This window comes from Brevundimonas sp. (genome assembly GCF_046295075.1).
GTDB lineage: Bacteria > Pseudomonadota > Alphaproteobacteria > Caulobacterales > Caulobacteraceae > Brevundimonas.
Map to the genome: position 1 here is coordinate 45,330 of NZ_JBKBOC010000002.1, position 26,760 is coordinate 72,089.

Genomic DNA, 26,760 nt, shown 5'->3' on the forward strand with positions numbered 1-26,760 from the left:
CGACGGGTCGGCGGGGTCTGCGAAACCCCGTCCCGAGTGCGATCGAGTATCCCCCTCAACCCTCCGACACCGCTCCATGAGTCGATGTCAGCGCGGGTCGTTTCAGACCCGCTCCCGTTCCATCCGCTCCCGCCGCCGCAAGGTCGCAGGCCAAGCGAGCCCTCCATGCGACGGGACGGGTGTATTATGGGGCGGTTTGACCCCGTGGGCAGGAGAAGGGGGACATAAATCCGCAAGCGATTGGAATTGCTGCGAACGAACCAGCGTCATTGTGATGGCGGGACAGCTCCTCCTCACCAATGAACTGAGAAAAGACCGCTATCCACAGTCTCGACCACGTATCAAGTTCCGCATTTGTTCTCGTCGTGCTTTAACCTACATCAGCGGTCGGCGGCGCGATGGAGGATCAGATGAACGACGGAATACTGGCCCATATGATGGCCGAACTGGATGCGGAGCTGGCGCGGGCGGAATCGTCCTTGCCCGCCCATCCCGAACACACGCGCCAGACCGAGATCATGCGCGCCCTGGCGCTGGGGCTTGGCAATTTCGAGCGGATGCGGGCGCACGACGTGCATCTGCTCGCCGCCAGCCTGTCGCCCCGCAGAGCGTGAGGCTTAGGGCTTCTTCTTGAAGGTGTCGCCGATCTCCGTCGCGTCCGGCCCATCCGGTCCCGCGCTCTGACGCTCGGCCTGACCGACCTTTTTCGTGTCCTTGTCGGAGGTCAGGGCGTCCGGTTTGCCGGCCGGATCGGCGCCGTTCTTTTCCCGGCCTTCGGTCTGTTCGCGGTCCATGAGGATCTCCCTTGCTGGGAGAGTTAGCGCGAGGGCGACCAAGGTGTTCCGAAACGGGCGCCTAGCCCGCCGTATTCACCTTCGCCACCACCGACATTCCTGGCGACAGCCGGTCCATGCCTTCCTGACCGGGATCGATGCGGATGCGGACGGGGATGCGCTGGGCGACTTTGGTGAAGTTGCCGGTGGCGTTGTCGGGGCGGATGACGCTGAACTCGCTGCCTGCGGCTGGGGCGATGCGTTCGACATGGCCGCGCAGGGTCTGGCCGCCTAGGGCGTCCACGGTGATCTCGACCGGCTGGCCGACGCGGATGTTCTTCATCTGCGTCTCCTTCATGTTGGCCGTGACCCAGACCACGTCGGGGACCAGGCCCATCAGCTGGGTTCCGGCGGTGACATACTGGCCTTGCCGGACGCCGATCTCGCCCAGGCGACCGGGGCGGGGGGCGACGATACGGGTGTTGGCCAGATCGATCTGGGCCAGGCGCACGGCGGCCTGGGCGTTCTCGACGGCGGCGGCCAGGCTGTCGCGGCCGACAACGGCGGAGGTGACACCGGTCTCGGCGATGCCTTCGGCGGCGTGGGCCTGGGCGACCTGGGCCTGGGCGCTGCGCAGGGCGGCCTCGGCGATGTCGACGTTGGCCTGGGCCACCCAGCCGCCGGCCTTCAGGGTGCGGGCGCGGTTGGCGTCGGCCTGGGCGCGGGTCAGGGTCGCCTCGGCGGCGGCGATGGTGGCGCGCTGCTGGGCCACCGAACCGCGCGCGGACGCCTGGGTTTGGGTCGAGTTGGACAAAGCCGCTTGGGCGGAGTGCAGGCTGGCCTCGGCCTGCTCCAGCCGCTGGCGATAGATGCGGTCGTCCACCTGGGCCAACAGTTGCCCCTGCTGCACCGACTGGAAGTCCTGGACCGGCACCTGGACCACATAGCCGTTCACCTGTGGGCTGATGATGGTCACCTGGCCGCGCACATAGGCGTTGTCTGTGCGCTGGATCGCGCCCTTGAACGGCGGAAGCTGCCAGGCGTAGAGCACCATCAGGACGCCCAGCAGGGCGACCCCGGCGGCGATGACGGCCCACAACACATTCTTCTTGGGCGCGGCGGGGGCCGGTTGAGGTGCAGGGGCGGGCGGGGCGGCGTCGGTCATGGCGGGTCTCGGTTCAATCGGCGGCGGCGACGGCGGCGGCCTGAGCAGCGGCGTCGCTATTGTTGTTCTTGGCGTTGCGGCGCGCCTTCCAGCGCGGGCGAAGATGGGTGACGGTCACCCAGGCGCAGCCCAGGGCCGCGATCACGGCGATGACCAGGAAGACGTCGTTGTAGGCCAGCACATTGGCCTGTTGCGTCACCTGGCGGCTCAGCAGGGCCGCCCCCTCGGCGTTCAGCAGGGCCGGGTCGGTGATGGTGGATGCATAGGCGCCCGACAGCTGGCGCAGGCGCAGCGCGACCTGCGGGTCCAAGGCCGAGATGCCGGCCGCCAGCTGGTTGGAATGGTATTTCTCGCGGACGATCTGAAGCGTGCCGGTCAGGGCCGCGCCGGCTAAACCGCCCACATTCTGAAGCACGCTGAACATGACGATGAAGCTGATCAGGTTCTGCTTGCCCTGGGTCAGCACCTTGGCGATGCCGATCATCAGGGCCGGGCCGATGAACATGGCCGAGGCGAAGGCGATCAGGGCCTGGCTGAAATAGAGTTGGGCCGGGCGGGTCAGAACGGTCGAATGGCTGTCCATCCAGGCACCGACCGCGATCAGGGCCAGGGCGATGGCGATCGGCTTGTTCAGCTTCTCCATATTCAGGGTGAAGGCGCTGACCAGGGTGCCCGCGATCATCGACAGCAGGATCACGACGAACAGCCCGTGCAACTGATCCGGTCCCAGCCCCACGACGGTCAGGAAGCCCACGGCGCCTGACGTCTGTTCGCTCAGCACCATGCGGATCAGCAGGATGGCCCCGAACAGGCGCAGCAGGTCCGGCCCCGTCAGCCAGCGGGTGTTGATCAGCGGATTTTTCCGGTTGTGCTCGACCAGAAAGGCGGCCGTCAGCAGGACGATGGACCCGATCAGGGCCCATCCGATCCAGGGGGCCTGCGTCCACCAGACGACCCGCCCCAGGCCCAGGGCGGCGCACAGAAGCGCCACGCCCGGCGCGAACAGGGCGAAGGTCAAAAAGTCCAGACGGTCGAACACACGCAGCCGCTCGGACGGCGGCAGCTTGACCACCTGCACCGCGCCCCAGGCGATCAGGCACATGCCCAGTTCGTAGAGGTAGAAGGCGCGCCAGTCGCCGAGCTGAAGCAGGCTGGGCATGATCAGGCGCGCGATCGGCACGGCGAAACTGGCCAGGCCGATGCCGATGATCAGCCCCTTCAGCCGGTGCGCCGCCGGGAAGGCCTGGATGATGTAGAGGAAGCCCAGGCTGCTCAGGCCCGCGCCCGCCATGCCGGCGATGGCCCGCACCAGAAGCGTCGACTGATAGTTGTCGACGAACAGGTGGGCCGCGCAGACCAGCACGAAGGCGCCCAGGAAGATCTGGGTGAACAGGCGCAGGCCGTACTGCATCCTGAACTTGACCAGGATCAGGTTCATGCAGGCGTTGGTCATGACGAAGACGACCGGCAGCCAGGCGGCCTCGGTGATGGTGATCCCCAGCGAGCCTTGCAGGTTCTGGATGTTGGCGGTGACGGCGGCGTTGCCCAGCGACCCGACCATGGCGACCAGCAGGCCGGTCAGGGCGTACTGGATCCGCATCGGCCACGAATGGTCGGGCGTGGCGGGCGAGCCGGGCATCATCGGCCGCTCGTGTGGCTTCAGCGTCTCGACATATTGTTCCCAAGGCAGGTGCCAGTTGTTGCGGGCCATCAGCGCGGCCCCCCGCGAGGCTTCAGTCCGTCGAGGATGATCGCCCGTGTGCGCAACGACACGGCCTGCCGCTCGGCCGCATCGGCGCCCTGGAATCCGGCGCCCAGCAGGGTGGCGATCAGACGGATGTCCATCGGCCGCAGATCCTCTCGCACCAGACCGGCGGCCTGGGCCCGCGCCAGCGGTGCGGCCCCCGCCTCCATCAAGCTCTGCCGCAAGGAGGTAAGCGCATCCGGCGACCGCACGTTCCGCACGACCCCGGCCAGGCCCGCATTGCGCACCATGTCCTCGGCCAGCCGATCGAGAAACCAGAAGAAGACGGACGGATCGTCGCCCTGTTCGGCGGTGCGCCGACCCAGGTCCGCGACATCGGCCTCCAGCACGGCCAGCGCCAGTTCGGTGCGGTCGGCGAAGTGACGATAGAGGGTGCCGCGCCCGACCCCGGCCTTTTCGGCGATCAGGTCCAGCGGCGCGTCCAGACCCTGATCCGCGAAGACCGCACGCGCGGCTTCCAGCACAGCGGCGCGGTTGTGGACGGCGTCCTTGCGGACAGATTTGGGGGCAGGGCGCGACATGGTGACGCGCTTAAATGGACAATGGTGTCCGTTTTGCAAGGGGATAGAAGAATCTTCCTTCTCCCTTGGAGAGAGGGCTTGAGCGCACGGTGGCGACAGCCGTCGTTCTGGCGCGAAAGGGCGAGGGTCCGGTGATGCGACCTGGCCCACCGCCCGACCCTCATCCGGCCCTTCGGGCCACCTTCTCCCACTGGGAGAAGGATCAGGTCAGAGCGCCTTCTCCAGCACCACGAAGTCCAGTTCCGGCCGGGGCGGATCGACGGGGAAGGGGCGGGTCTCGCCAGTGGGGCCATAGCCGCGCCGTTCGTACCAGGCGATCAGTTCGGCGCGGCGGTTGATAACGGTCATCTCCATGCGACGCGCGCCGAACCGGGAGACGGCCTTGGCCTCGGCGGCGGCCAGCAGGCGGCGGCCCAGGCCGAACGCCTGCTGGGTCGGTTCGACGGTGAGCATGCCGAGGTAGGCCAGGTCCTCGCTAGCGCGGGCCACCTGGACGCAGCCGATCAGGACATCGTCGCGATACGCCAGCAGCACGACCCGGTCGGGATCGGCGATCAGGGCCGACAGTTCCTCGGCGCTGATGCGCGTGTCGAACAGCAGGTCGGCCTCGTGCGTCCAGCCGACCTTGGCCGTGTCACCGCGATAGGCGCGTTCGATCAGGGGGTGTAGCGCGGCGACGTCGTCGAGGGTCGCCGCGCGGAAGACGACCTCGCTCACCTGGAAACGCCAAGCTCCTCGACCAGATGGTCCATGCCATAGACGTCACGCAGGGCGACGGTCACGGCCTGTGTGGTGACGATGACGCTGCGGTTGACGGCCCGATCGTAGCCGTAGGCATTGCGCTGGGTCAGGACGGTGGAGTCGAAGTTGGCGCCGATGATCTCGCCCTTGGCGTTGATGGCGGGAGACCCCGACGAGCCGCCGATGGTGTCTGTCGAGACGGCCATGTCCATGACGGCGGTCGGGTCGATCCGGTTCTTGGCCGCCAGCAGCTTGGGCGCGACGGCGAAGGGCTCGGCGCCGGTGGCGCGGTCCCACAGGCCGGCGAAGGTGGTGAAGGCGGCGAACCTCTGGCCCGGAACGTCGGAACCTTCGACCTGGCCATAGGTCAGGCGCAGCGTGCCGGTGGCGTCGGGATAGACGGCGTCGCCATAGGCGGCGAAGCGGGCGGCGGCCAGCTGTTCCGAGGCGCGGTCAGTCGGGGCCTGGACGCGGGTCTCCCAGGCGTCGCGGACGGCGCGGGCGTCGGCGTCGATGGTCAGGGCGTATTGGATCATCGGATCGGTCGAGGCCTGGACGGCGGCGAGACCGCCGGTCCACAGGGCGCGGCGCACGGCCGGGTCGGCCAGGGTCGTGCCGGCGACGACGCGGGCCGACAGGGTCTCGGGGCTCTCCTTGCCCAGCAGGGTGCGGACGGAAGGGTTGTCGACCGTCAGCCATTCACGGGTCTTGGACAGCCACCATTCCAGTCGGATCTGCTCCAGTTCGGGATAGGTGGGGCGTTCGGCGAACAGGCGGGATTCGACGCCCGACAGACGGCTGTCGGCGAACTCGGGCAGGCGCTGGTCGGACGGCTTGGCCCGCTCCTGGGCGCCGCGCACCAGGGTGCGGGCATAGGCGAACAGTTGCGATCCGCCGGCGACCGAGGTGGTGCCTAGACCCGTGCCGCCTTCCAGCAGGGCCATGGAGGGATAGAGTTCGCGGGCAATGGGCTGGACCGTGCTGAGGCTGGACCACGGATCGACGCCGGATGAGGCGGCGCGGGCGCGGAAGTCGGTTTCCTGCTCGGCCTTGCGGGCCATGAAGGCGGGATCGATCAGGGCCGCCATGCGGCCGCGCCCGCGCTTGTAGGTGTTCTCAAGGCCGACGATGGGGTCCATGGCGATGAAGGCCTGGTCCTCGCCCTCTTCGGAATAGCGGATCAGCCGGCCGCGCAGCTCGGACGCGATCAACTGGTCCAGAGGCAGGACCACGTCGCGGATGGTGGTCAGCTGATCCATCGTCAGCAGGCGCTGGGTCGAGCCGGGATTGCCGGAGATGAAGACGGCCTCGCCTTCGGTCGGCTTGTTCGGGTTCCAGGCGAAATGGGTCGGGGTCTCGACCGGCTTGCCGTCCTCGTACAGGCGGATGAAGGCCGCATCGATGGCGAAGCGGGGGAAGGAGAAGTTGTCCAGGTCACCGCCGAAGGTGGCGGCGCGATCCTCGGGCGCCCAGGCCAGGCGGACGTCGGAATATTTGCGGTAGGTGTAGAGCTTGAACTGGCCGCCCCGGTACAGGCTGACGACCTGACAGCGGATCTTGGGGTCGTTTCCGCAGGCTTCGCTTTCGATGCGGCCGGCCTCGGCGTCGCGGGCCTGGGTGAAGGCCTGGCCTTCAAGACCTTCGCCCGCCTTGTGCATCCGCTCGGTCACGTCGCTGATGTCGGTCAGGATTTCGGCGGTGGCGCCGGGGCATTTCAGCTCTTCCTCGCGGGATTTCGGGGTGAAGCCGGTCTCGGCGTAGTTGACCTGGGGTGTGGACAGGTTGGCGACGCAGGTGGCGACGCAGTGGTTGTTGGTCATCACCAGGCCCTGGCCCGACACCACCCCCGCCGAACAGCCGCCGAACTTCACTGACGACAGCCGCACCCGGTCCAGGAAGGCCTGGTCGATGTTCGTCCCCAAAGTCGCGTTGGCGCGAGCGATGGGGAAGTTGTCGTAGGTCCACATGCCTTCTTCAGCGCTGGCCGAAGAGGCGGCGGCAACGGCGAGGACGGCGGCGGAGGCGAGGAGGGCGAGACGCATGGAAATGGTCCTTGAAGTCTCCTCCCCATCGCTCCGCGATGGGGAGGTGGCGCGGCGCGACTTCGCGCCGTGACGGAGGGGCTCTGCGATACATGACAGGCGCCGGTGCGGTGGTGAAGAGCCCCTCCACCCCCGGCTTCGCCGGCGGTCCCCCTCCCCGCAAAGCGGGGAGGAGACTTTGGCGTCGTCTTAGCGCGCCACGCCCAGTTCGCGCAGCAGGCGCGGCTGGTTGTAGACGTTGCGCAGGGCCTCGGTGATGGCGGCGGTCGAGACCGTCACCGTGCGGTTCAGCTCGGGGTCGTAGCCGAAGCTGCCGCCCAGCGAGTGGATGTTGCCGTCGAAGGCGGCGCCGATGACTTCGCCCTTGGCGTTGATTACGGGCGAGCCCGAGTTGCCGCCGATGATGTCGTTGGTCGAGACGAAGTCATAGACGGTCGACTTGTTGATCTTGCCCTCGGCCGCCATCCAGTCCTCGGCCGCATTGAACGGCTCGGCGCCGGTGTTGCGCTCGTACAGGCCGCCGATCTCGGTGAAGGGCGTCACCGTCACGCCGCGATAGGTCCAGCCCTTCACCTGACCATAGGACAGGCGCAGGCTGAAGGTGGCGTCGGGATACAGGTTGGTGCCGTAGACCGCGAACCGGGCCTGGGCGATCTTCTCGCCGGCGCGGCTGGTCGGCCCCGACACGGCCGATTCCCACTGGGTGCGCACGGCTTGGGCCGCGTCGTCATTGGCCAGGACGAAGGCGATCAGGGGATCGCCCGAGGCGGCCAGCTGTTCCGGCGTCATGGCCAGGGCCTGGGCGCGGAAGGCCGGATCGGCCAGGCGCGTGCCGTCGATCAGGCGCTCGGCCACCTGTTCCGGGCTTTCCTTGCCCAGCAGCGCCTTCACATTGGCGTTGTCCACGGTCAGGTATTCGCGGGTCTTGGACAGCCAGAAATCGACGAAGATCTTCTCCAGATCGGTCGAGATCGGCGTCTCGGTCGCCAGGCGGCGGCCCAGGGCGGCGATGTCGGCGTCCGAATAGCCGGCGCGGCGCTCGGCGACCGGCTTGGCGCGCTCCTTGGACGCACGGACGATGGCCTTGGCGTAGCTGTAGAGCGACGACCGCTGGCCGGCGGCCGATTCCAGCTGGCGGTAGGGCAGGTAGAGGTCGCGCTGGGCGGTCGAGACGCGCTCCAGATCGGCCCAGGGATCGCCGATGCGCTGGGCCAGGGCCGGGTCGGCGGCGACGCGCTGGCGCAGTTCCTGTTCTTCCGACCGCTTGGTGGCCATGAAGGCCGGATCGGTCAGGGCGCCCTGCTGGCCGTAGAAGACCTTGAAGCTGTTCTCCAGGCCGAACAGCGGGTCGACGGTGACGCGCTTGGCCTCTTCGCCGGTGGTCGAATATTCGAGCAGGCGGCCGCGCAGTTCCGACGACTGGATCAGGGTCAGCGGCATCTGCTGATCGCGCAGCGCCTCCAGCTGGGCCATGGTCAGCAGGCGCTGGGTCGAGCCGGGGTTGCCCGCCACGAAGGTGACATCGCCTTCCTTGGGCGCATTGGCGTTCCAGGTCAGGTGGTTCGGCGTGGCGACCGGCTTGCCGTCCTCGTAGATGCGCAGGAAACCGGCATCCAGGGCGTAGCGCGGGAAGTTGAAGTTGTCCGGGTCGCCGCCGAAGAAGGCCGCCTGGAACTCGGGCGCGAAGACCAGGCGAACGTCGTCATACTTGCGGAACTTGTACAGCTTGTACTGGCCGCCGCGGTAGAAGCTGATGACCTGGCAGGTCAGCTTCTGGTCGTCGCCGCAGGTCTCCTTCTGGATCTTGTCGATCTCGGCGGCGCGGGCTTGGACGAAGGCGGCGCCTTCAAGTCCGGCGCCGGCGCCGGTTACGCGGTCGGTGACATCGACGATGTCGGTCAGAATCTCGGCCGTCTGGCCGGGGCATTTCTTCTCTTCTTCACGGGTGGCGGGCATCCAGCCGTTCTTGACGTAGTCGTTCTCGGCCGTGGACAGGTCCTGGATGCAGGACACGACGCAGTGGTGGTTGGTCAGCACCAGGCCTTCGTTCGACACCAGCGAGGCCGAGCAGCCCTGAAGACGGACGGCGGCGTTGCGCACCCGGTCCAGCCAGGCCTGGTCGATGTTCGTGCCGTATTTCTCGTTCACCGTCGCGATGGGGAAGTTGTCGAAGGTCCACATGCCCTCGTCGGCCCTGGCGGACGTGGCGGGGGCCGACAGGACGGCGGTCGCGGCGCCCAGGGCGATCAGCGAGGCGGTGAGACGAAGCGAGGGCAGAGACATGGAGGCGTGTTTCCCGGAGCGTGGGACGGCCTGTCCCATCTGTTATGTTGTAACTAACGCCGATAGAGGGCCGGCGCCAATAGGCTGCAAGGCCCTTAATCCCCTGATTTCGAACCCGCAATGTCTGGGAGGCGGAACCCTTACCCCGATTTAACTTGGCGGTGAGGCGGCTCACGCTCAGATAGGCGGACGTACCGGGGGTTTATCGACGACCATGTCGCTTGCGCTATCTACGCTGCTGTTCGAGTGGCGCCGCTATATGGCGGCGGTCATGGCCCTGGCCCTGTCGGGTCTGCTGGTCCTGGCGATGACCGGTGTCTTCATCGGCATCGGCAAGGGGTTCACCGCGACCATCGAACGGTCGAACGCCGACGTCTTCATCATGCAACCCGGCGCCAAGAGCCTGATCGGCGGACCGTCGGGCGTGCCGCGTCGTTTCATCCCGCTGGCCTACAACCATCCCGAGGTGGTCGAGGTCATGCCGCTGGACGGCGCGGGCGGCACCTTCCAGAACATCAAGAACGTCGATCCGACCAAGAGCCAGGCCGATAACGCCAACCAGGGCGCGCCGCGCCAGAAGTTCGTTCAGGCCAGCATCATCGACACCCGCCCGGGTTCAGTGACCATCCCGACCGACTATTCCCAGGAACTGGTCGATGCGCTGCGTCAGCCCTACACCGTCGCGGTCGACGAGACGGCCCTGACGACCCTGGGCGTCAAGCTGGGCGACAAGGCGCTGTATAACGGCCAGACGGTCACCGTTGTCGGCGTCACGCGCGGCTATCCCAACATGATGCAGCCGGGCGTGGTCATGTCGCGCGACACGCTGCGGATGCTGGGCCAGGCCGACACCGGCGCGCGCGTCGGGCCGCTGATGGTCAAGCTGCGCGATCCGGCCCGCGCGCCCGTCGTGGTGGCTCAGCTGAACGCCATGGGTAACGGCCAGTGGAAGGCCTGGACCAAGCAGCAACTGGCCGATGCCAACGCCGGCGCCATGTTCGAGGAAGGCATTCTGGTCATCATCATCGGCGGCTGCGTCGTGCTGGGGATCATCATCGGCGTCGCCATCACCTGGCAGACTTTGCGCGGGGCCATCATGGCCAATATCAAGGAGTTCGCCTCGTTGCGGGCCCTTGGCGTCAGCATGGGGTCTTTGCGCCGGATCGTGGTCGAACTCAGCTTCTGGGTCGGCGTCGTGGGCGTGATCGCGGCCATCGTCCTGACGTGGCTGGTGTCGCTGCTGGCGATGATGGGGGCGGTGATCATCGCCCTGCCGCTGTCGCTGCTGATCGTGGTGGGGATCGGCCTGATCGCCATCGCCATGGTGTCGGGCCTGCTGTCGCTGGGCATCCTCAAGAACAGCCAACCGGCGGACCTGCTGCGATGAACATTCATACAAAGGTTCACGGCAAGCACGGCGACTTCGCCATCGAGGCCAACGGCCTGGTCAAGCGGTTCAAGTCCGGCAAGGCCTGGGTCGAGGTGCTGAAGGGCGTCGATTTCGACGCCAGACACGGCGACCTGACAATGGTCATGGGGCCGTCGGGCTCGGGCAAGTCCACGCTGATCGCCGCCCTGTCCGGCCTGCTGAAACCCGAAGAGGGTCGGGTCGATGTGCTGGATGTCGACGACCTGTGGAAACTGTCCTCGGGTCGGATCGACAAGTTCCGGCTGGATAACTGCGGCTTCATCTTCCAGGGCTTCAACCTGTTCCCGGCGCTGACGGCGTTGCAGCAGGTCGAGACGGTGCTGAAGTTCCAGGGGCTGACGACTGGTCAGGCCCGGAAACGCGCCACGACCGCGCTGGAAGAAGTCGGCCTGGGCCATCGCCTGCACCAGCGGCCGGCCGCCCTGTCCGGCGGCGAGAAGCAGCGCGTCGCCATCGCCCGCGCTCTGGCCAAGGACCCCAAGATCCTGTTCGCCGACGAACCGACCTCGGCGCTGGACGGCGAGAACGGCCAGGTGGTGATCAAGCTGCTGCGCCGCGCCGCCACCGAGCACGGCGCCGCCGTGATCTGCGTGACCCACGACCCGCGCCTGGAGGCCTGGGCCGACCGGGTCATCCATATCGAGGACGGCAAGATCCTGGACGACCAGCGCCGCATACCCGATCCGAACGCCATTCTGGCGTCCCACTAACCGACACGACGATTTCCTCTTAGGACGACACGCCAATGCCCGGCTTTCTGAAGAAAAAACGCACCTGGATCGGCCTGCTGCTGGTGATCGTGCTGGTGGTCGGCTTCATGCTGTTCCAGTCCGCCGCCAAGACCAAGAAGGTCGAGCAGGAGAAGGCGGCGGCCACCAAGGTCGAAAGCCCCTATGCGGCCATCGCCAACGGCAAGGTCGATGTCGAGGGCGGCATCATCCAGATCGCGGCCCGTCGCGGCGGCATCGTGCGCGACGTGCTGGTGCAGGAAGGCGACCGCGTCGTCGCCGGCCAGATCCTGGCCCGTCAGGAGGACGACGAGGCCCGCCTCGCCGTCCAGAGCGCCCAGGCCGCCGTGTCCCAGGCCGAGAGCCAGCTGGCGCAGATCCGTGTCGATATCCGCACGGCCCAGCGCGAACGCGATCGTCTGCAGCGGCTGGTCGCCACCAACTTCGTCGCCGCCCAGCGGATGGACCAGGCCGAAGACCAGATCGCCACCGCTCAGGCGCGCCTGGGCTCTCAGACCGCCGCCGTCCAGACCGCCCGCGCCCAGTTGAACCAGGCGCGTTATGATCAGGAACTGACGATCATCCGCGCGCCCAGCGACGGCCGGATCGTGCGTCGCTACGCCAACCCCGGCGCCGGCGCCTCGACCCTGAACGTCTCGAACATGTTCGACCTGGAGCCCGACGCCCCGCGCATCGTCCGCGCCGAGGTGGTCGAGAGCGACCTGCCCAACCTGACCGACGGCCAGGCCGTCGAGATCAGCCCCGAGGGCGACGCCACCAAGGTCTATATCGGCGCGGTGATGCGTCGGGCGGCCGTGTTCGGCGCCCGCAAGCTGGCCTCCGACGATCCTTCGCAGCGCACCGACGAGCGGGTGGTGGAAGTGGTCGCCTCGGCCGGCGACGCGCCCCTGCTGATCGGCCAGCGGGTGCTGGTCAAGTTCATGAAGCCGGGCGAGACCGCCGGCGCCAAGCGCGTCGCCACGACCGGCGTCGGTCCCAACCAGGCGATGCGCGCCCAGTAGGCCCGAGGATCAGCGACCGGTGAAGACGCCCGGTCGCTTTTCCAGCACGGCGGCGACGCCTTCCTGATGGTCCTCGGTCAGGTGGGCCAGGGCCTGCATGGCCGCCGACATCTCCAGCATCTGGTCGAAGGTCGTGTCGCGCCCCTGGCGCAACAGGGTCTTGGCCATGCGAAGCGCCTGGGGCGGTTGGGCCGCGACCTGGGCGGCGGTGGCCAGGGCCTCATCCATCAGACTGTCATGGGCGACCACGCGATTGACCAAGCCCCATTCTGCGGCCGTCGCGGCGTCGATGGAGCGGGCGGTGAACAGCATCTCGGCGGCGCGGGCGTAGCCGATGTTGCGCGGCAGCAGCCAGGACCCGCCGTCGCCGGGGATGATGCCCAGCTTCAGGAACGGCACGCCGAAGCTGGCGCGATCCGAGGCGATGCGGATATCCGCCAGGCCGGCGATGTCGCAGCCCAGCCCCATGGCCGGCCCGTTGACGGCGGCGATCAGCGGAACCTCAAGCCCATACAGCGACCGTACGATCCGGTGGACCACCCGACGATAGCGTTCGCGGATGGCGGCCCCTGACCCCTCGAACAGGTCGCGACGGTCACGCATGGCGGTCAGGTCGCCGCCGGCCGAGAAGGCTCGCCCTGCGCCGGTCAGGACCACGCAGCGGATCGACGTATCGGCGTTGACCCGCTCGCACGCCGCCGCCACCTCGTCCCCGTCCGTCAGGTCGGGCAGGGCGTTCAGCCGGGCCTCGCGGTCCAGCGTCCAGATCAGGATCGCGTCCCGTCTGTCTTCGGCGATCAGGCCCATGCGTCGTCTCCGTGTTCGCGTCCGTCATCGGCTGCGAACGCCGCGTCAGGCAAGTCCGCAATTGCAAAAGCCCCGGCCGAGACCGGGGCTTTTTCAGGCTTGGGCCGAAAAGGGCCGTCAGCGTTTCTTGATCGTATAGGGTACGAAGTTCGACGGATGGCTGACCACCCGGCTCGAATTCGACGGCATATGCCGACTGTTGACCAGCATCCCGCCCCAAAGGGCGAAGGACATCATGGCGTGTTGGAGGTTGCGCTCCTTATCGTTCATCTTGGCGTCTCCTTTCGCAGAACGATGAAAAGAGACGCGTCGTACCAATGGGATTCCACCGTCAGTCGTTTCGCGTCATCAGGCAATATAAGGCAGTTTGGTGAATTTGCAAATTTATTCGTCAGGAGTCGGAGTGTATTTCGCTTCGGTGTCACAATGAGTATCCCGACCTCCACAAGGCCAGGGCCGCCCAAGGCCATCGCCACGCCGTGCGTCATGGTCTGCGCCGTCGATGGCGAGAGCGGCCTGTGCCTGGGCTGTTTTCGAACCCTGAAGGAGATCGCCGGCTGGCGCGCGTTGAGCGACGCCGAACGCGCGGCGGTCATGGCCGACCTGCCGACGCGGCGGTCGCAGGTCGATCCGGCCAAGCTGGGCTAGCGGGGTTCGGCGTTTAAGCTTTCGTCAGCCACGTCGTTTCACGGCATCCAAACACTGGCGCCTTAGACCGAGGACATGGCTCGTATCGATTTCCAGTCCGTCATCGTGCTCGGCGTCGCCCTCATGGCCTCGTTCGGAACGGCGCTGACGATCCGACATCTTGAAGGCGACGGCGCGGCCCAGGCGGCGACGCCCGTGGTCGCGGCTTTCACCGCCCCGGCCTCAGGCACGGATGCCCAGGTGGTCAAGGGTGCGGACGGCCACTACTGGGCCCAGGCCAGGATAGACGGGCGGGCGGTGCGGGTGCTGGTGGACACCGGCGCCAGCGTCGTGGCCCTGACGCGGGCGGACGCCCTGCGCTTGGGCGTCGATCCCGAACAGGCGGACTTCACCGGCCGCGTCCAGACCGCTTCGGGCGTTGTGCGCGCCGCCCCGGTCCAGCTGAAATCGGTCTCGGTCGCCGGGGCGCGAGTGGACGAGGTCGAGGCGCTGGTCGTCGAACAGGGCCTCGAATACTCCCTGCTGGGCATGAGCTATCTGGGCCGGCTTTCGGCCTTTGAGGCCACGCCGGTCGGTCTAACGCTGCGGCCCTAGAGGTCCTTCATCTGGCGACGGGCTTCGCTGAAATACTGCCAGCCCGTCCACAGGGTGATGATGGCGGCGAACCAGATCAGGAAGATGGCGAAGGATTCGAACGCCGGCTGCCAGGCCAGCGGCGAGCCGTCAGGATTCTGCAGGCCCAGGGCGTCCCACAACAGGGTCAGTTGAAGCGCTGCCAGAGCGACCATCTGCACCGTGGTCTTCCATTTCGCAGCCAAGGTGACCGGCAGTTCGATCCGCCCGGCCATGGTCTCGCGCAGGGCGGAAACGGCGAACTCCCGGAACAGGATCAGGCCGCAGGGCAGGGCGATGCCCGGCAGCGAACCCGAGGCCAAAACGCCCAGAATGGCGCCCGTCACCAGCACCTTGTCGGCGATCGGATCGAGGATGGCCCCCCAGCGTGTGGTGGAATTCCATCGTCTGGCCAGGAAGCCGTCGACCCAATCGGTCGATGCGGCGATGACGAAGATCCAGAAGGCCCAGACGCTGAAACGCCCCTGGGTTTCCGGCGAAAGCCAGGCCTCCAGCGCGCCCGGCGCCGCACCGGCCATCATGGCGAACATCACCACCCCGGCCACAAGGCGCAGGCCGGTCAGGATGTTGGGGATGGGATTGGCGCGGTGGGCGGTCATGACGGGGTCTCCAGCAGGGACGCGAGCAGCGGATGCAGCGTCTCCGCGAACGGATTGGTGACGGTGACGCCTCGATAGACGAAGCCGTCCTGCATGTCTTCGGAAAGCAGAAGGCCGCACCCGGCTTCGGCGGCGATGGTCAGGATCAAGGCGTCCCAGATTTGCAGATTGAAGAAGGCGGCGCCTTCCAGAGCGGTCGCCATCGTCGCCGCCGAATGGGCGGTGAGGCCGACGCCCGCGCTCCAGTCCTCGACGATTTTGCGCGCCACCTTGGGCGGATGGCCGCCCTTGCGGGTCAGGATGTTGTAGAACTCGCCCGCGACCTGGGTGGGAATGATCACGTCCTGCCGAGATGCCGCCTTCAGGACCTGGACCGCCCGGCGGCGTTTCGGCTCGTCATCACCGACGCCGGCGGCATAGCCCAGCACATTGGTGTCGAGCGCCAGCCTCAAGCGTAGCCGTCCTCGCGCGTGATCCGTCCCGGCGCGCTTGCGGGGAGGGCGGCGAGTTCGTCGATCAGGGCGTGAAGGCGTGCGACCCGTTCGTCCTGGGGCTCAATCACCGCATTGGCAGGCTCTATCCGCACCAGGGGCTTGCCCCGAGCGGTGACGACATAGGAACCGCCTGCCGCCACTTCTCGGAAGATACGAGAGAAGTCACGATTGGCTTCGGTTGCAGTGATCGTGCGTTCCATCCGAAAGATAGTAGTGATTTCACTACTATTGTGCAAGTCACGCTAACGGTTCGAACCGCGGCTTGTCGGTCATCACGGTCAAGGCGCCCTCCGATATGCCGAAATGCAGGCCGCTGAGCTTCAGGTCGCCTCTGGCTTCGCGCTCGGCGATCCAGGGGAAGGTGCGCAGGTTTCGGATCGACAGGCGAACGATGGCTTCCTCGGCTGCGCGTTCCAACTGGTCGTGGGCCACAGTCTCGGCGACGTGCTGGACCACAGGCGTGCCCTGGGCGATCCACGGGCCGACGAAGTCGGCGACGATGTCCGGCGCGCCGTTGATCATGGCGTTGACGCCGCCGCAATGGGCATGGCCCATGACGACGATGCGCTTGACGCTCAGCACCTTGACGCCGAACTCCAGCGCCGCCGAAACGCCGTGCAGCTTGCCGTCCGGTTCGTAGGGCGGAACCAGATTGGCGACGTTGCGCACCACGAACAGCTCGCCCGGCTTGGCGTCGAAGATCAGGGCTGGATCGGCGCGGCTGTCCGAGCAGGCCACGATCAGGGTGTGCGGCTTCTGGCCCTTCGTCGCCAGGGCCTCATATTCGGCATGGGCCGTCGGCCAATGCTCGGCCCGGAAGCGGCGGTAGCCGGCGGTCAGTTCGTCTTCGATGTCGCTCATGCTGCGCCTGTAGCGCTTTGAGCGCCGCCAATAAATCGTGTATACGTGTCTATACGAAGGAGCGCGCCATGGCTGTCACCAGTCGAACATTCCGAAGCGGCAACAGCGACGCCGTGCGCCTGCCCAAGGAAATCTCGTTCGGACCCGGCGTCGAGGTAGAGATCGAGCGCAAGGGGGATGTCGTGACGATTTCGCCCAAGCAGAAGTCTGTCAAGGAGATGCTGGCCAAGCTGCGCAGCCTGCCCAAGCCGTCAAGCATCGGCGTCCGCCACGAGGTCGAAATACCGGAACGGCCGGGTCTCTAGGTATGGCCTATATGCTCGACACCAATGTCGCCATCCACCTGCGGGATGGCGATGCGCTGATCGATGCGAAGGTGGATGCGTTGGACCCGCCGCTTCTGCTTTCGGTCATAAGCCGCGTTGAGCTTGAAGCCGATCTTGGCCGTCCGGACGTAAACGCCGATGACAGGCGTGCGAGGCTCGACGCGTTGCTGGACGCCGTGCCAGTGCTGCCGTTCGGGTCAGCCGAGGCGCAGGCTTATCGCGCGATTGTCGAGATCTGCGGCTTCTCGCGTCGCAAGGTGCTGGACCGCATGATCGCGGCGCAGGCGATCACCGCAGGAGCGACCCTGGTGACCCGCAACGGCGACGACTTTCGCGACATTCCCGGCCTGACCCTACTGGAATGGTGAGGCGGCCTACGCCTTCCTGAAGAAGGCGTGGATGCGTTCGGCCAGAGGCTGGTTGATGCCGTCCACCTTGACCAGGTCCGACACCGAGGCGCGGCCGACGCCCTTGGCGGAGCCGAAGGCGTGGAGGAGGGCCTTCTTGCGGCCGGGGCCGACGCCTTCGATCTCGTCGAGGGGGTTCTTCTTGATGTCCATCGAGCGGCGCTTGGCGTGGGCGCCGTTGGCGAAACGGTGGGCCTCGTCGCGCAGGCGTTGCAGGTAGTAGAGAGCCGGCGACTTCAGCGGCAGCATGAAGGGCGGCTTGCCGGGCATGAAGAACTTCTCCATCCCCGCATCGCGGTCCGGCCCCTTGGCCACGCCGACCACGGCGATGTCGTCCAGGCCCAGATCGGCCAGGACGGCCAGCACCTCGGCCAGCTGGCCCGCGCCGCCGTCGATCAGCAGCAGGTCGGGACGGACGGCGTCCTCGCCCTCTTCCTCGTCCTTGACCAGGCGGGCGAAGCGGCGGCGCATCACCTCGCGCATCATGCCGTAGTCGTCGCCGGGCGTCAGATCCTCGCCCCGGATATTGAACTTGCGATACTGCGACTTCTGGAAGCCGTCGGGGCCGGCGACGACCATGCCGCCGACCGCGTTCGTGCCCTGGATATGGGCGTTGTCGTAGATTTCGATCCGCTCGGGCCGGGTCTCCAGACCGAAGGCCTCGCACACTTCGTCCAAGATTTTCCCTTGCGCCGAGCTTTCGGCCAGGCGGCGGCCCAGGGCTTCGCGGGCGTTGGTCAGGGCGTGGTCGACCAGGGCCAGTTTCTCGCCGCGCTGGGGCCGGACGATCTCGATCTTGCGGTCCGCCTTCATCGAGAAGGCCTCTTCCAGCAACTCCAACTCGTGCGGGCGGACGTTGGACAGGATCAGGCGCGGGATCGGCTTGTCCTCGTAGAACTGGCCCAGGAAGGCGGCCAGAATCTCCGGATCGGTGTCGGTCTTGTCCACGCGCGGGAAATAGGCGCGGCCGCCCCAGTTCTGGCCGGCGCGATAGAAGAAGACCTGGACGCAGGCCTGGCCGCCATCGGAGTGCAGGGCGAAGACGTCGCCCTCGGCCACGCTGTCGGCGCTGACGGAGTTCTCCATCGATATGGCCGACAGGGCGCGGATGCGGTCGCGGACCCGGGCGGCCTGTTCGAAATCCATCTCGTCGGACGCGGCCTGCATCTCCTGCGACAGGCGGCCGATGACGGCGCGCGACTTGCCGCGCAGGAACTGTTCGGCCTCGGTGACCAGTTCGCCATAGTCCTCAAGCGAGATCAGACCGGTGCAGGGGGCCGAGCAGCGCTTGATCTGGTGCAGCATGCACGGGCGGGTTCGGGTCTCGTAGACGCTGTCCGAACAGGACCGTAGCAGGAAGGCCTTCTGCAGGGTGTTCAGCGTCCGATTGACCGCCCAGGTCGAGGCGAAGGGGCCGAAATAGTGGCCGGGGGTGACATGGGCGCCGCGATGCTTGCGCACCTGGGGGGCGCGGTGGTCGCTGCGGATCATCAGTTCGGCGAAGGACTTGTCGTCGCGCAGCAGGACGTTGAAGCGCGGCTTCAGCTTTTTGATGAAGTTGGATTCGAGCAGCAGGGCCTCGGTCTCGGACGCCGTGACGACCAGCTCCATCGACCGGGTCTGGGCCACCATCAGGCCGATGCGCTGGGTGTGGAACCGGCCCTGGGCGTACTGGACGATGCGCTTCTTCAGCGACTTGGCCTTGCCGACATACAGGCAGGACCCGTCCTCGCCATACATGCGATAGACGCCCGGCTTGTCGGGCGCCCGACGCGCCTCGTCGGCGATCAGGGCGGCGGCCGTCAGGTTCGAATCGAGCGTCTCCTCGGTCATCCGGGTGGATATAGGCTCACGACCGCCGAACCAGAAGGACGCCCGCCAGAACCAGGCCCACGCCGGCGATGCGGCCGATGTTCAGCGGCTGGCGCGGCACGCCCAGGGCGCCGAAATGGTCGAGGATCAGGCTGAGCAACAGCTGGCCGCCGACCATCAGGGTGATGGTCATGGCCACGCCCAGGCGGGGCACGCCCCAGGCGGCGGCGACCACGAAACAGGCCCCGTAGACCCCGCCCAGCCAGGCGTACCAGGGCAGGGCGCGCGTGGCGGCGAAGTCCGGGCGCGTATGCATCAGCGCCGCCACGATCCCCAGCACCGTCGTGCCGACCGCAAACGAGATGAAGGCGGCGTTGACCGGCGAGGCGACCGCCGTGGCCAGCTTGGCGTTGGTTGGCGCCTGGAGCGCGGTGGCGCCGCCGGCCAGGATGACGACGAGGATGGCGAGCAGGGACGGGTTCATGGCCCCTGGCTAGCACGGCTTTCGCCGGATGCGGAGGGCGGCTTGAGGCGGCCGGCGCGACGCAGGCGGCGACGTTCGGCGCGGTTCAGGGGTTGAGGGGCGGACGGCGTCAAAACAGGGTGCAATCTGTGCACTTCGTCCAGTTCGGACCCGGCATCGTCGAAAACAGGGTGCAAAGTGTGCACTTCGTCCAGATCGGGCGCGGTGGGCGAAAAAACAGGGTGCAATCTGTGCACATTCCGCGTTTCGGCGGGCGGGGTTTCGGCGGGCGTTTCGGGCGCCATGGACGACAGGGTCTCGAAGATCTTGAGCCAGCGCAGGGCCTCGGTCGCCTCGCCCTCCATCAGCGACAGTTGCAGGCGACGGCGCGCCGACAGGGCCATGGACGACAGGTCGATGTCCTCGATGTCCTCAAGCTCGACGGCGGGATCATACATATCGGGATCGTCCTGATCCTGTAGTCGCCAGCCCGCCTTGCGGGCGCGAACGCGAAAGGCCGAAAGGCCCAGGTCGTAGCGGCGGCAGACGACGCGCGCCGGCTCGCCCGCCAGATAGTCGTCGCGGGCCAGGTCCCAGACTTGCTGCGAACGGACGCGATAGGCGGGGGCGGCTTGGGTCATGGGCGGACGCTGGCACGCGCCTGCGTCAGATGCGGACGTCTCTCACCCGTCGGACCTCACCAGTCGGGATCGACCGGGGCGCCGTCGAAGATCTCGGCCAGACGCGCGCGACAGCCCCGGTTCGCATCGGCGGGCAGGTCGGAGGGAGAAAACCAGCCGACCTCGGCGATCTCGCCATGGCTGGTGCGCTCGCCCCGGTCGAAGGCGTCCAGGCGGAAGACGACGACATGGTCGCCGGGAAAGAAGCGGTCGTTGGAATGGATCGAGACCAGGCGCGGCGCCGCCCGCGCGATCAGCCCGGCCTCTTCGTGCAGTTCGCGCACCACGGCGGCCTGGGTCGTCTCGCCCCGATCCACCCCGCCGCCCGGCAACCACCACCCCGCCAGATAGGTGTGCCGGACCATCAGCACCCGCCCCTGCGCATCCACCGCCACCGCCCGCACGCCCAGCGTCTTGCCGCGCGTCAGGCGCGACCAGGCGAAGAAGAGGGGACGGCTGAAGGGTTCGACGTGGATGCGCCAGGTCATGGGTGTGTCCGTCGTAGTCGGCGGGTGTATCGGACGACCAAAAAGGTCGTTGTTATAAGTCTTCGCCATCCGACTTGAAAACCTAGAACAACACCTCGCCGACGTAGAATAGGTTGTCATAGGCGTTGTGATCGTCGATCTGAATAGAGATCCGGTACAAGCCATCATTCAGCTTCACCTTTGAAATCCAATTTCCACCGTTCTCCGGGCGCGCAAGCAACTGACTGTATGTCTGGTCGAATACCACACCGCCACCATCAGTCTGCACCTGCACACGAACCTTGAGTTTAGCCCTGTCATGCCGAGGGTTGATGCTGAAGGTAACTCCCTCGGGCGAGGCGTAGACCTTCTCGACGAACGCGAACCGCTTCTCGAACACCCTGCCGTCATCCGAGGTGACGATCTTGGGACGAAGCAAACGAGCTGCCGGACCGGCCATATGGATCAGGGTTTCACGTTCAGCTTCCGAGCGGCAGATGACCCATTTGAGGTGCTCAGCCAGGACCAGCGGTGATTGGCAGAGTACCTCGGCCGCCCGATGGTTGATGATCGACATGTCACCTCCCGTCGCGCCCTCGTGATAGGTCTTGGCGAAGTTGATCGTGGAAAAGAAAGCGTCGTCATCCCCGTCGCGCGCAGCGCCGTTCTGCATGTTGATGTCCGAGAACCGCGTACTCGGCATTGTAAGGATCGACCGAGCGTCTAGAGCGAACATCACCAGCACGGGAGCGTGGGCGGCCGGACCATATTGACATTCGTTCGGCCGACGTATGCCCTCAATATGGTACTGGGTAGGCGTCCTGGGCCGGAAGTACAGCCGCGAGAACTCATGCGCGCGGTCCCGGTTATCAATCACGCCTGCAGCGGCGACGTCGAGCGGGCGATGGCCCTCGGACTGCCGACGCGAGCGAATCTCACCAGTCTGGATGATCCCGACTGCATTTTCGATCGGGGCATGATGGAACAGCATGGAAGGCCAGTGCACCCGGTGCGGGTAGTAGGGCTTGCCTAGTTCCGTTTGCCAAAGGACGATGTGGGCGTCCGCAGCTTGAGCGGTCAACCCCATGCCATCTCCTGCTGTCCTCCCGACGCCGGCGTCGCCGTGGTCGGGTATCTCTTCAGCTCAAGCGCGATCTCGGCATCGCCATGATTTGCCTTCTGGATTTCCAGAGCACGCACTTGTGGCAAGAGACTGAGTAGGGACAGGACCATCGGCCCGCTCTTTGCGTCGGACCAACCAGCATCCCGGGTAGTCACAAGGCCAGCGCTTAGGCTTAGCCAGACGCCGCGCAGCGCCTCCATTTCGAGCTCGGAGTTCCGATCCTCATCAGTCAGGCGCAGAGCCGAATCATCGAGGTTCGCACTAAACTGCCGGTGTGAATTGAGCATCGCGAAGCGTCCACCGGACACTTCAATCACTTCTTTCATCTGGCTCAAGAAGTCCTCGAAAACGAGGAGCGGACTAACGTCGCCAAAGCGCTCGGCGAGATCCGCCTCTCGGTGTTCGGGGAGGCCTATCGGCTTTTCGTAGTCGTGGATGAAGATGTCGATCGGCAGGGGCGCCAAGTATCGCTCCATCAGCGGGCGTACGTCGTCCCAATCGAGACCACCATTGCCGCAGCCGAGGCGCGGAAAGGAGATCGAGGTGATGCGCTGGGCTTCATAAGACTCAATGAATTTCTGCAACCCCTCCTCTATCCATTCGATCCGCGACGGGTTGCGCCAATGTACTTTGGTCGGGAAATTGAGGACCGCATGATCCTCACCTTGCCAGAGCCAAAGTTTTCCGGGCTGCAACAGCTTTTCGTCGCAGAGGCGCTTGTAGGGAGCGAACATCGCCGGATAGCGGTCGCGGAAGGCCTTGGCGATGCCCTTGCCCATCACGCCGACGCAGTTGACCGTGTTGACCAGCGTCTGCGCTGGTGAGTCCATGACACTGGTTCGACGGTAAGTCAGCATAAAGGGTGGGTCGCTCGGAAGTTCACCGGAGTTTTGCATGTAAGCGGAGTCGCCTTCCATCTCACACAAATAATCTCCGGCGGTTGGTTCTCCTAGCCTCTCCGCTCGTGCCGGGAACATTTCCCGCTAAGGCCCATTCTCGCGGGCCAAGCCCCTTGGCGTTGACGCGTATTCAGCTCATTGAGCCCAAACCGGTTATGCCGAACGATTACCATCGGTCACTTCCGCCTCGTCTCATCTTCCCAAACCCGTCCCCGCTTGAACCCCGCCCCGGTACGCTCTAATCGGGGACGGACAACAGGAGCATCCCATGCTGGCTCTCGGCATCATCTTCGGCTTCGTGGCCGTCATCGCGGCTTTCAATGCGTTCGAGTTCGGTCGGGTTGACTGACGCATCTCGCGGCGTCGCCCTGGTTACGGGCGGGGCGCGGCGGATCGGGCGGGCCATCTGTCTGACGCTGGCCCAGGCCGGGTTCGACGTGGCGATCCATCATCATGCGTCGGGCGAGGACGCCCGGACCCTGGCCGACGAGATCGCGGGCCTGGGGCGGCGCGCCTGCCTGTTGCAGGCGGACCTGACGGACGAGGCCAAGGTGCGGGCGCTGGTGCCGGCGGCGGCGGAGGCGCTGGGACCGGTCAGCGTGCTGGTCAACAACGCCTCGGTGTTCGAGGACGACCGGGTCGGCGGGCTGACGCGCGACAGCTGGGACCGGCATGTCGAGACTAATCTGAGGGCGCCCCTCGTGCTGGCCGAGGCGTTCGCCGCCCAGGCTGTGGAAGGCGCTATAGTCAACCTGCTGGACCAGAAGGTGCTGAAGCCGGATCCGCGCTTCTTCTCCTACAGCCTGTCGCGCAACGGCTTGTGGTGGGCGACGCAGACCCTGGCCCAGGCGCTGGCGCCGGGCATTCGGGTCAATGGGGTGGGGCCGGGGCCGACCCTGCCGTCCATCCATCAGACGCCCGAGGAGTTCGCCGCCGAGGCGCGCGCCACCCTGTTGCAGACGCCCGGCAGCCCCGAGGCGGTGGCCGAGGCCGTGCTGTGGCTGATTGACGCCCGTATGGTGACGGGCCAGATGATCGCCGTCGACGGGGGCCAGCACCTGGCCTGGCGCACCCCCGACATCCAGGAGTAGCGCGTGGTTGCATCCTCTCACGTGACGCCGTTTCCGGCGGAAGAGCCGCTGCGCTTCGAGCGGCTGAGCGTGTTCGTGCGCGGGCTGGAGGTCGAGGCCAGGATCGGGGTCTATGACCACGAGCAGGGGCGGCTGCAGCGGCTGGTGATCGACGTGACGCTGGAGCTGGAGCCCCGGCCCATCGAACGGCTGGGCGACACCATCAACTATGAGACCGTGGCCAATGCGGCGCGCGCCATCGCGGCCGAGGGGCATGTGGGGCTGGTCGAGACCTTCGCCGAACGGCTGGCGCGGGCGTGCCTGGACGACGGCTGCGTGCAGCGGGCCACGGTGCGGATCGAAAAGCCGGGCGCGCTGGTCGGCGTGATCGCGCCGGGGTGCGAGATCGTGCTGGGGCGGTAAGGGCGGTTGCGTCGAAACTGACGGACGGCCATTGTCGCGACCTTGAGTCCAGCCGGGCGTCCGGCGTGTGAGAAGCGATGTTCATGGCCGAGCCCGGCGATCCGAAAGACCCTGCGGTCCCCCACGACGATCACGATCACGACGCCCAGGTCGGCTTCGTCTCGCCGGCGTCGCTGGCCGGGCGGGCGCGGGCGCCGGAGCCGGAGCCGGTCGCTCAGGATGCGCGCGAGCCGGACCTGTTCGATCCGCCTGAGCTGGAGTCGGGGCCGGGGCCGTTCGACCTGTCGGGGCAGATGACGCGGCCGACGGCGCCGTTTGCGCCAAAACCCGAGCCGAGGCCCGAGCCGAGCGTGGAGACGCCCGTCGCGCCGACGCCCGTGACCCGCGCCATGCGCGAGCAGATGACGTCCGACGCCGCGCCGCGCCGCGAGGGGCCGGCGGTGCCGATGCGGCTGTATGCCGTCTATGTGCTGATCCTGCTGGCGGTGCCGACGCTGGGCGTGTCGTGCCTGGTGGCCTTGCTGGCGGTGATGCGGCGCGACGGGGCGACGGACGCGCTGGAGCACAGTCATGCCGTCTATCAGCAGCGGACCCTGTTCGGGACGTTCGGGGCGGCGGTGGTCGGGGCGATCCTGGTGGTGGTCAATATCGGCGTGCTGGTGCTGTTCGCCCTGGCGATCTGGGTCCTGGCGCGCGGCGCGTTCGGGGTGCTGAAACTGAAGAGCGGTCAGGCCGTTCCCAATCCTCGCAGCTGGCTGTTCTGAAGGACCGACGATGACCAACGAACCCAATTTCATCGCCGGACGCGAGTCCGAGGGCAAGGTCGGGGCGCTGATCGCCTGGGCGCTGTTCATCCTGTCGATCCCCAGCGCGAACGTGCTGGTGCTGGTCGGGCTGGTGGTGTCGTATGTGACGCGCGGCACGGCGACGGGCGTCGCGCGTCAGCATATCGACGCGCAGATCGCCCTGTTCTGGTCGGTGTTCTGGTGGACCATCGCGGCCTGGGTCGGCATCGCAATCAGCGCCTTGGCCTCGCTGGTGCTGATCGGCATTCCCTTCCTGCTGCTGTTCCTGCTGGCGTGGTTCCTGCTCAGCGTCTGGTTCACGATCAAGAGCGTGATCGGCCTGCTGAACCTGCTGAACGACAAGCCTATCTGAGCCTTACGGAACGCCCTCGCAGCCTTGGCGGTTGATCGTCAAAAGGAGAGACGCATGGGACAGTTCAAAAACCTCGAAGGCGACAACCGGTTCGAACAGGCGTTCGACGACGACAAGGGGTCGGGCCTGGTCTGGGCCGACTATGCCGTGAAGGGCGACGCGCGGATGATCCTGCACGTCGAGGCGGAACAGTCGCTGCGCGGATCGGGCGCGGCGGGCCGGTTCATGCAGGCGATGGCCGAACATGCGCGCGAGACGGGGCTGAAACTGTTTCCGCGCTGCAGCTACGCCGTCGCCTGGCACAAGCGCCATCCCGATTACGACGACGTTCTGGCCTGAGGTGATGCCGCCGCCCTGTGAATGCAGGGCGGCGGTCTCGTTTCAGCCGCCGGAATAGCCGCCGATGATGGGCAGGATTTCGCCGGTGATGAAGCTCGACATCTGGGGCGAGGCCAGGAAGACGTAGGCTGGCGCGATCTCCTCGGGCTGGGCCGGGCGTTTCATCACCGTCTGGGCGCCGAACTGGGAGGTGTCTTCGGCGTCCTTGTCGGCCGGGTTCAGCGGGGTCCAGACCGGGCCGGGGGCGACGACGTTCACGCGGATACCGCGCGGGGCCAGATGGGTGCCCAGCGAGCGGGCGTAGGCGTGGATGCCGCCCTTGGTCAGGGAATAGTCCAGCAGGTCCTTGTTGCCTTGAAGCCCCGTCACCGAGCCGGTCATGACGATGGCGCCGCCGGTCTTCATGTGCGGAACCGCCGCCTTGGTCATGTTGAAATAGCCGTAGAGGTTGGTCTTCAGCGTGCGGTCGAAATGTTCGTAGGTCAGGTCCTCGAAGGCGCTGACGTGTTCCTGGAAGGCGGCGTTGGGCACCAGGACGTCCAGGCGGCCGAAGGCGTCCAACGTGGCCTTGACGGCGGCCTCGGCGAAGGCGGGATCGGCGACGTCGCCTTTCAGAACGACAGCGCGACGACCCTCGGCCTCGACGGCGGCCTTGGTGGTTTCGGCGTCGGCGTCCTCGTCCAGATGGCAGATGACGACATCGCAGCCTTCGCGCGCGAACAGGACGGCGACCGAGCGGCCGATGCCGGAATCGGCGCCGGTGATCAGGGCGGCGAACCCGTCCAGCTTGCCCGAACCCTTCCAGAAGGGGGCGTCGTACATCGGGGCGGGATCAAGCGCGGCCTCGTCGCCGGGCTTGGTCTGATGCTGTTTGGGGAAGGGCGGGACGGGATAGGGGCGGGCGCCGGCCTGGACCGCGCCGGACGGTTTGTCGTCGCCGGCCGCCTGATCCTTGGCGTCGATGTCGCGCTGGATGGCGCGTTCGTGGTCGGCGACGTCTTCGGCGCGCGCGTGGGTTTGGTCGTCCATGGGAGGCTCCTGAAGATGGGGTCTTCAGGTAGCGGACGAGCGCGCCGGTCGTT

The 26,760-nt window shown here is 66.7% G+C and carries 33 protein-coding genes; 13 read left to right on the forward strand and 20 right to left on the reverse strand.

The genetic code is table 11. The annotated features are described in order from the left end of the window. Positions 1-410: 410 nt before the first annotated feature. Entirely contained in the window at positions 411-614 is a 204-nt protein-coding gene (locus tag ACK4MH_RS02195) for a hypothetical protein (RefSeq protein WP_346494997.1), read from the forward strand. 3 nt (positions 615-617) lie between these two features. Here ACK4MH_RS02195 and ACK4MH_RS02200 read toward each other — a convergent pair whose 3' ends face one another. The 7 genes from ACK4MH_RS02200 to ACK4MH_RS02230 all read right to left on the reverse strand — a co-directional run bounded on the left by ACK4MH_RS02200 (position 618) and on the right by ACK4MH_RS02230 (position 9,290). Continuing rightward, entirely contained in the window at positions 618-794 is a 177-nt protein-coding gene (locus tag ACK4MH_RS02200; protein WP_167762456.1) for a hypothetical protein, read from the reverse strand. 61 nt (positions 795-855) lie between these two features. Beyond that, the gene (locus ACK4MH_RS02205) at positions 856-1,938 is read right to left on the reverse strand and encodes an HlyD family secretion protein (RefSeq protein WP_409714106.1); all 1,083 of its coding nucleotides are present in this window, start codon (positions 1,936-1,938) and stop codon (positions 856-858) included. 13 nt (positions 1,939-1,951) lie between these two features. Then, complete coding sequence (locus ACK4MH_RS02210; protein ID WP_409714109.1) at positions 1,952-3,649, reverse strand: MFS transporter; 1,698 nt, start codon at positions 3,647-3,649, stop codon at positions 1,952-1,954. Further along, entirely contained in the window at positions 3,649-4,224 is a 576-nt protein-coding gene (locus ACK4MH_RS02215) for a TetR/AcrR family transcriptional regulator (RefSeq protein WP_409714112.1), read from the reverse strand. The genes ACK4MH_RS02210 and ACK4MH_RS02215 overlap by 1 nt, the downstream gene beginning before the upstream one ends. 207 nt (positions 4,225-4,431) lie before the next feature. Next, positions 4,432-4,941: an N-acetyltransferase family protein gene (locus ACK4MH_RS02220; protein ID WP_409714115.1), complete on the reverse strand. Its 510-nt coding sequence runs from the start codon at positions 4,939-4,941 to the stop codon at positions 4,432-4,434. Beyond that, positions 4,938-7,007 carry a S46 family peptidase gene (locus ACK4MH_RS02225; protein WP_409714120.1) on the reverse strand — a complete coding sequence of 690 codons (2,070 nt, stop codon included), beginning with the start codon at positions 7,005-7,007 and terminating at the stop codon, positions 4,938-4,940. Before ACK4MH_RS02225 ends, ACK4MH_RS02220 begins: the two co-directional genes overlap by 4 nt. A gap of 189 nt (positions 7,008-7,196) precedes the next feature. Further along, positions 7,197-9,290, reverse strand: a complete 2,094-nt coding sequence (locus ACK4MH_RS02230) for a S46 family peptidase (protein ID WP_409714123.1) — start codon at positions 9,288-9,290, stop codon at positions 7,197-7,199. A 214-nt stretch (positions 9,291-9,504) separates the two neighbouring features. Between ACK4MH_RS02230 and ACK4MH_RS02235 the strand changes: the two genes are divergently transcribed. The 3 genes from ACK4MH_RS02235 to ACK4MH_RS02245 are packed head-to-tail and all read left to right on the forward strand — an operon-like array spanning position 9,505 to position 12,469. Then, positions 9,505-10,677 carry an ABC transporter permease gene (locus tag ACK4MH_RS02235; protein WP_409714126.1) on the forward strand — a complete coding sequence of 391 codons (1,173 nt, stop codon included), beginning with the start codon at positions 9,505-9,507 and terminating at the stop codon, positions 10,675-10,677. Continuing rightward, positions 10,674-11,429 carry an ABC transporter ATP-binding protein gene (locus ACK4MH_RS02240; protein ID WP_135193422.1) on the forward strand — a complete coding sequence of 252 codons (756 nt, stop codon included), beginning with the start codon at positions 10,674-10,676 and terminating at the stop codon, positions 11,427-11,429. Before ACK4MH_RS02235 ends, ACK4MH_RS02240 begins: the two co-directional genes overlap by 4 nt. 35 nt (positions 11,430-11,464) lie before the next feature. After that, positions 11,465-12,469 (forward strand): HlyD family secretion protein, encoded by a 1,005-nt coding sequence (locus tag ACK4MH_RS02245; protein ID WP_135193421.1) that lies wholly within the window; start codon positions 11,465-11,467, stop codon positions 12,467-12,469. 9 nt (positions 12,470-12,478) lie between these two features. Here the strand turns inward: ACK4MH_RS02245 and ACK4MH_RS02250 are convergent, their stop codons facing one another. After that, positions 12,479-13,276, reverse strand: coding sequence for a crotonase/enoyl-CoA hydratase family protein (locus ACK4MH_RS02250; protein WP_409714130.1), 798 nt, complete (start codon positions 13,274-13,276; stop codon positions 12,479-12,481). Positions 13,277-13,393: 117 nt separating this feature from the next. Then, positions 13,394-13,546, reverse strand: coding sequence for a hypothetical protein (locus ACK4MH_RS02255; protein ID WP_167762455.1), 153 nt, complete (start codon positions 13,544-13,546; stop codon positions 13,394-13,396). A 156-nt stretch (positions 13,547-13,702) separates the two neighbouring features. On the opposite strand from ACK4MH_RS02255, the gene ACK4MH_RS02260 reads away from it, so the two are divergent. Together ACK4MH_RS02260 and ACK4MH_RS02265 are read left to right on the forward strand one after the other, a co-directional pair. Beyond that, entirely contained in the window at positions 13,703-13,924 is a 222-nt protein-coding gene (locus tag ACK4MH_RS02260; RefSeq protein ID WP_409714134.1) for a DUF1289 domain-containing protein, read from the forward strand. A 75-nt stretch (positions 13,925-13,999) separates the two neighbouring features. Further along, the gene (locus tag ACK4MH_RS02265) at positions 14,000-14,518 is read left to right on the forward strand and encodes a TIGR02281 family clan AA aspartic protease (protein ID WP_409714137.1); all 519 of its coding nucleotides are present in this window, start codon (positions 14,000-14,002) and stop codon (positions 14,516-14,518) included. Here ACK4MH_RS02265 and pgsA read toward each other — a convergent pair. Genes pgsA through ACK4MH_RS02285 form a run of 4 tightly spaced genes read right to left on the reverse strand, consistent with a single transcriptional unit; the run spans position 14,515 to position 16,511 of the window. Next, positions 14,515-15,156 (reverse strand): CDP-diacylglycerol--glycerol-3-phosphate 3-phosphatidyltransferase, encoded by a 642-nt coding sequence (gene pgsA / locus ACK4MH_RS02270; RefSeq protein ID WP_346495007.1) that lies wholly within the window; start codon positions 15,154-15,156, stop codon positions 14,515-14,517. The genes ACK4MH_RS02265 and pgsA overlap by 4 nt on opposite strands. After that, complete coding sequence (locus tag ACK4MH_RS02275) at positions 15,153-15,608, reverse strand: PIN domain-containing protein (RefSeq protein WP_409714141.1); 456 nt, start codon at positions 15,606-15,608, stop codon at positions 15,153-15,155. Before ACK4MH_RS02275 ends, pgsA begins: the two co-directional genes overlap by 4 nt. Continuing rightward, the gene (locus tag ACK4MH_RS02280) at positions 15,605-15,850 is read right to left on the reverse strand and encodes a type II toxin-antitoxin system Phd/YefM family antitoxin (RefSeq protein ID WP_409714144.1); all 246 of its coding nucleotides are present in this window, start codon (positions 15,848-15,850) and stop codon (positions 15,605-15,607) included. The genes ACK4MH_RS02275 and ACK4MH_RS02280 overlap by 4 nt, the downstream gene beginning before the upstream one ends. Positions 15,851-15,887: 37 nt before the next feature. After that, positions 15,888-16,511 carry a carbonic anhydrase gene (locus tag ACK4MH_RS02285; RefSeq protein ID WP_409714147.1) on the reverse strand — a complete coding sequence of 208 codons (624 nt, stop codon included), beginning with the start codon at positions 16,509-16,511 and terminating at the stop codon, positions 15,888-15,890. Between the two features lie 68 nt (positions 16,512-16,579). Between ACK4MH_RS02285 and ACK4MH_RS02290 the strand changes: the two genes are divergently transcribed. Together ACK4MH_RS02290 and ACK4MH_RS02295 are read left to right on the forward strand one after the other, a co-directional pair. Beyond that, positions 16,580-16,816 (forward strand): antitoxin, encoded by a 237-nt coding sequence (locus ACK4MH_RS02290; protein WP_409714150.1) that lies wholly within the window; start codon positions 16,580-16,582, stop codon positions 16,814-16,816. Positions 16,817-16,818: 2 nt separating this feature from the next. Beyond that, positions 16,819-17,205, forward strand: coding sequence for a PIN domain-containing protein (locus ACK4MH_RS02295; protein ID WP_409714153.1), 387 nt, complete (start codon positions 16,819-16,821; stop codon positions 17,203-17,205). Between the two features lie 6 nt (positions 17,206-17,211). On the opposite strand, the gene uvrC is transcribed toward ACK4MH_RS02295, so the two are convergent. The 6 genes from uvrC to ACK4MH_RS02325 all read right to left on the reverse strand — a co-directional run bounded on the left by uvrC (position 17,212) and on the right by ACK4MH_RS02325 (position 22,646). Next, positions 17,212-19,077: an excinuclease ABC subunit UvrC gene (gene uvrC, locus ACK4MH_RS02300; protein ID WP_409714156.1), complete on the reverse strand. Its 1,866-nt coding sequence runs from the start codon at positions 19,075-19,077 to the stop codon at positions 17,212-17,214. Positions 19,078-19,093: 16 nt separating this feature from the next. After that, entirely contained in the window at positions 19,094-19,540 is a 447-nt protein-coding gene (locus tag ACK4MH_RS02305) for a DMT family transporter (protein WP_135193410.1), read from the reverse strand. Next, complete coding sequence (locus tag ACK4MH_RS02310) at positions 19,537-20,160, reverse strand: hypothetical protein (protein ID WP_409714159.1); 624 nt, start codon at positions 20,158-20,160, stop codon at positions 19,537-19,539. The genes ACK4MH_RS02305 and ACK4MH_RS02310 overlap by 4 nt, the downstream gene beginning before the upstream one ends. Positions 20,161-20,216: 56 nt before the next feature. After that, on the reverse strand, positions 20,217-20,687 hold the full coding sequence (locus ACK4MH_RS02315) for an NUDIX domain-containing protein (protein ID WP_409714162.1): 471 nt from the start codon (positions 20,685-20,687) through the stop codon (positions 20,217-20,219). Between the two features lie 82 nt (positions 20,688-20,769). Then, positions 20,770-21,753: a DarT ssDNA thymidine ADP-ribosyltransferase family protein gene (locus ACK4MH_RS02320; RefSeq protein WP_409714165.1), complete on the reverse strand. Its 984-nt coding sequence runs from the start codon at positions 21,751-21,753 to the stop codon at positions 20,770-20,772. Beyond that, positions 21,744-22,646, reverse strand: a complete 903-nt coding sequence (locus ACK4MH_RS02325) for a macro domain-containing protein (protein WP_409714168.1) — start codon at positions 22,644-22,646, stop codon at positions 21,744-21,746. Before ACK4MH_RS02325 ends, ACK4MH_RS02320 begins: the two co-directional genes overlap by 10 nt. A 383-nt stretch (positions 22,647-23,029) precedes the next feature. On the opposite strand from ACK4MH_RS02325, the gene ACK4MH_RS02330 reads away from it, so the two are divergent. The 5 genes from ACK4MH_RS02330 (at position 23,030) to ACK4MH_RS02350 (ending at position 25,678) form a co-directional block, all read left to right on the forward strand. Beyond that, positions 23,030-23,779 carry an SDR family oxidoreductase gene (locus tag ACK4MH_RS02330; protein WP_409714171.1) on the forward strand — a complete coding sequence of 250 codons (750 nt, stop codon included), beginning with the start codon at positions 23,030-23,032 and terminating at the stop codon, positions 23,777-23,779. A 3-nt stretch (positions 23,780-23,782) separates the two neighbouring features. Continuing rightward, a complete protein-coding gene (gene folB / locus ACK4MH_RS02335) occupies positions 23,783-24,181 on the forward strand; it encodes a dihydroneopterin aldolase (protein ID WP_409714174.1) in 399 nt (132 codons plus the stop codon). Positions 24,182-24,264: 83 nt separating this feature from the next. Continuing rightward, positions 24,265-24,945, forward strand: a complete 681-nt coding sequence (locus ACK4MH_RS02340; RefSeq protein ID WP_409714177.1) for a hypothetical protein — start codon at positions 24,265-24,267, stop codon at positions 24,943-24,945. 10 nt (positions 24,946-24,955) lie between these two features. Next, a complete protein-coding gene (locus tag ACK4MH_RS02345; protein WP_409714180.1) occupies positions 24,956-25,339 on the forward strand; it encodes a hypothetical protein in 384 nt (127 codons plus the stop codon). A 54-nt stretch (positions 25,340-25,393) separates the two neighbouring features. Next, positions 25,394-25,678: a GNAT family N-acetyltransferase gene (locus tag ACK4MH_RS02350; protein ID WP_409714183.1), complete on the forward strand. Its 285-nt coding sequence runs from the start codon at positions 25,394-25,396 to the stop codon at positions 25,676-25,678. 42 nt (positions 25,679-25,720) lie between these two features. Here ACK4MH_RS02350 and ACK4MH_RS02355 read toward each other — a convergent pair whose 3' ends face one another. Next, positions 25,721-26,707, reverse strand: a complete 987-nt coding sequence (locus ACK4MH_RS02355) for an SDR family oxidoreductase (protein ID WP_409714186.1) — start codon at positions 26,705-26,707, stop codon at positions 25,721-25,723. Between the last annotated feature and the right edge of the window lie 53 nt (positions 26,708-26,760).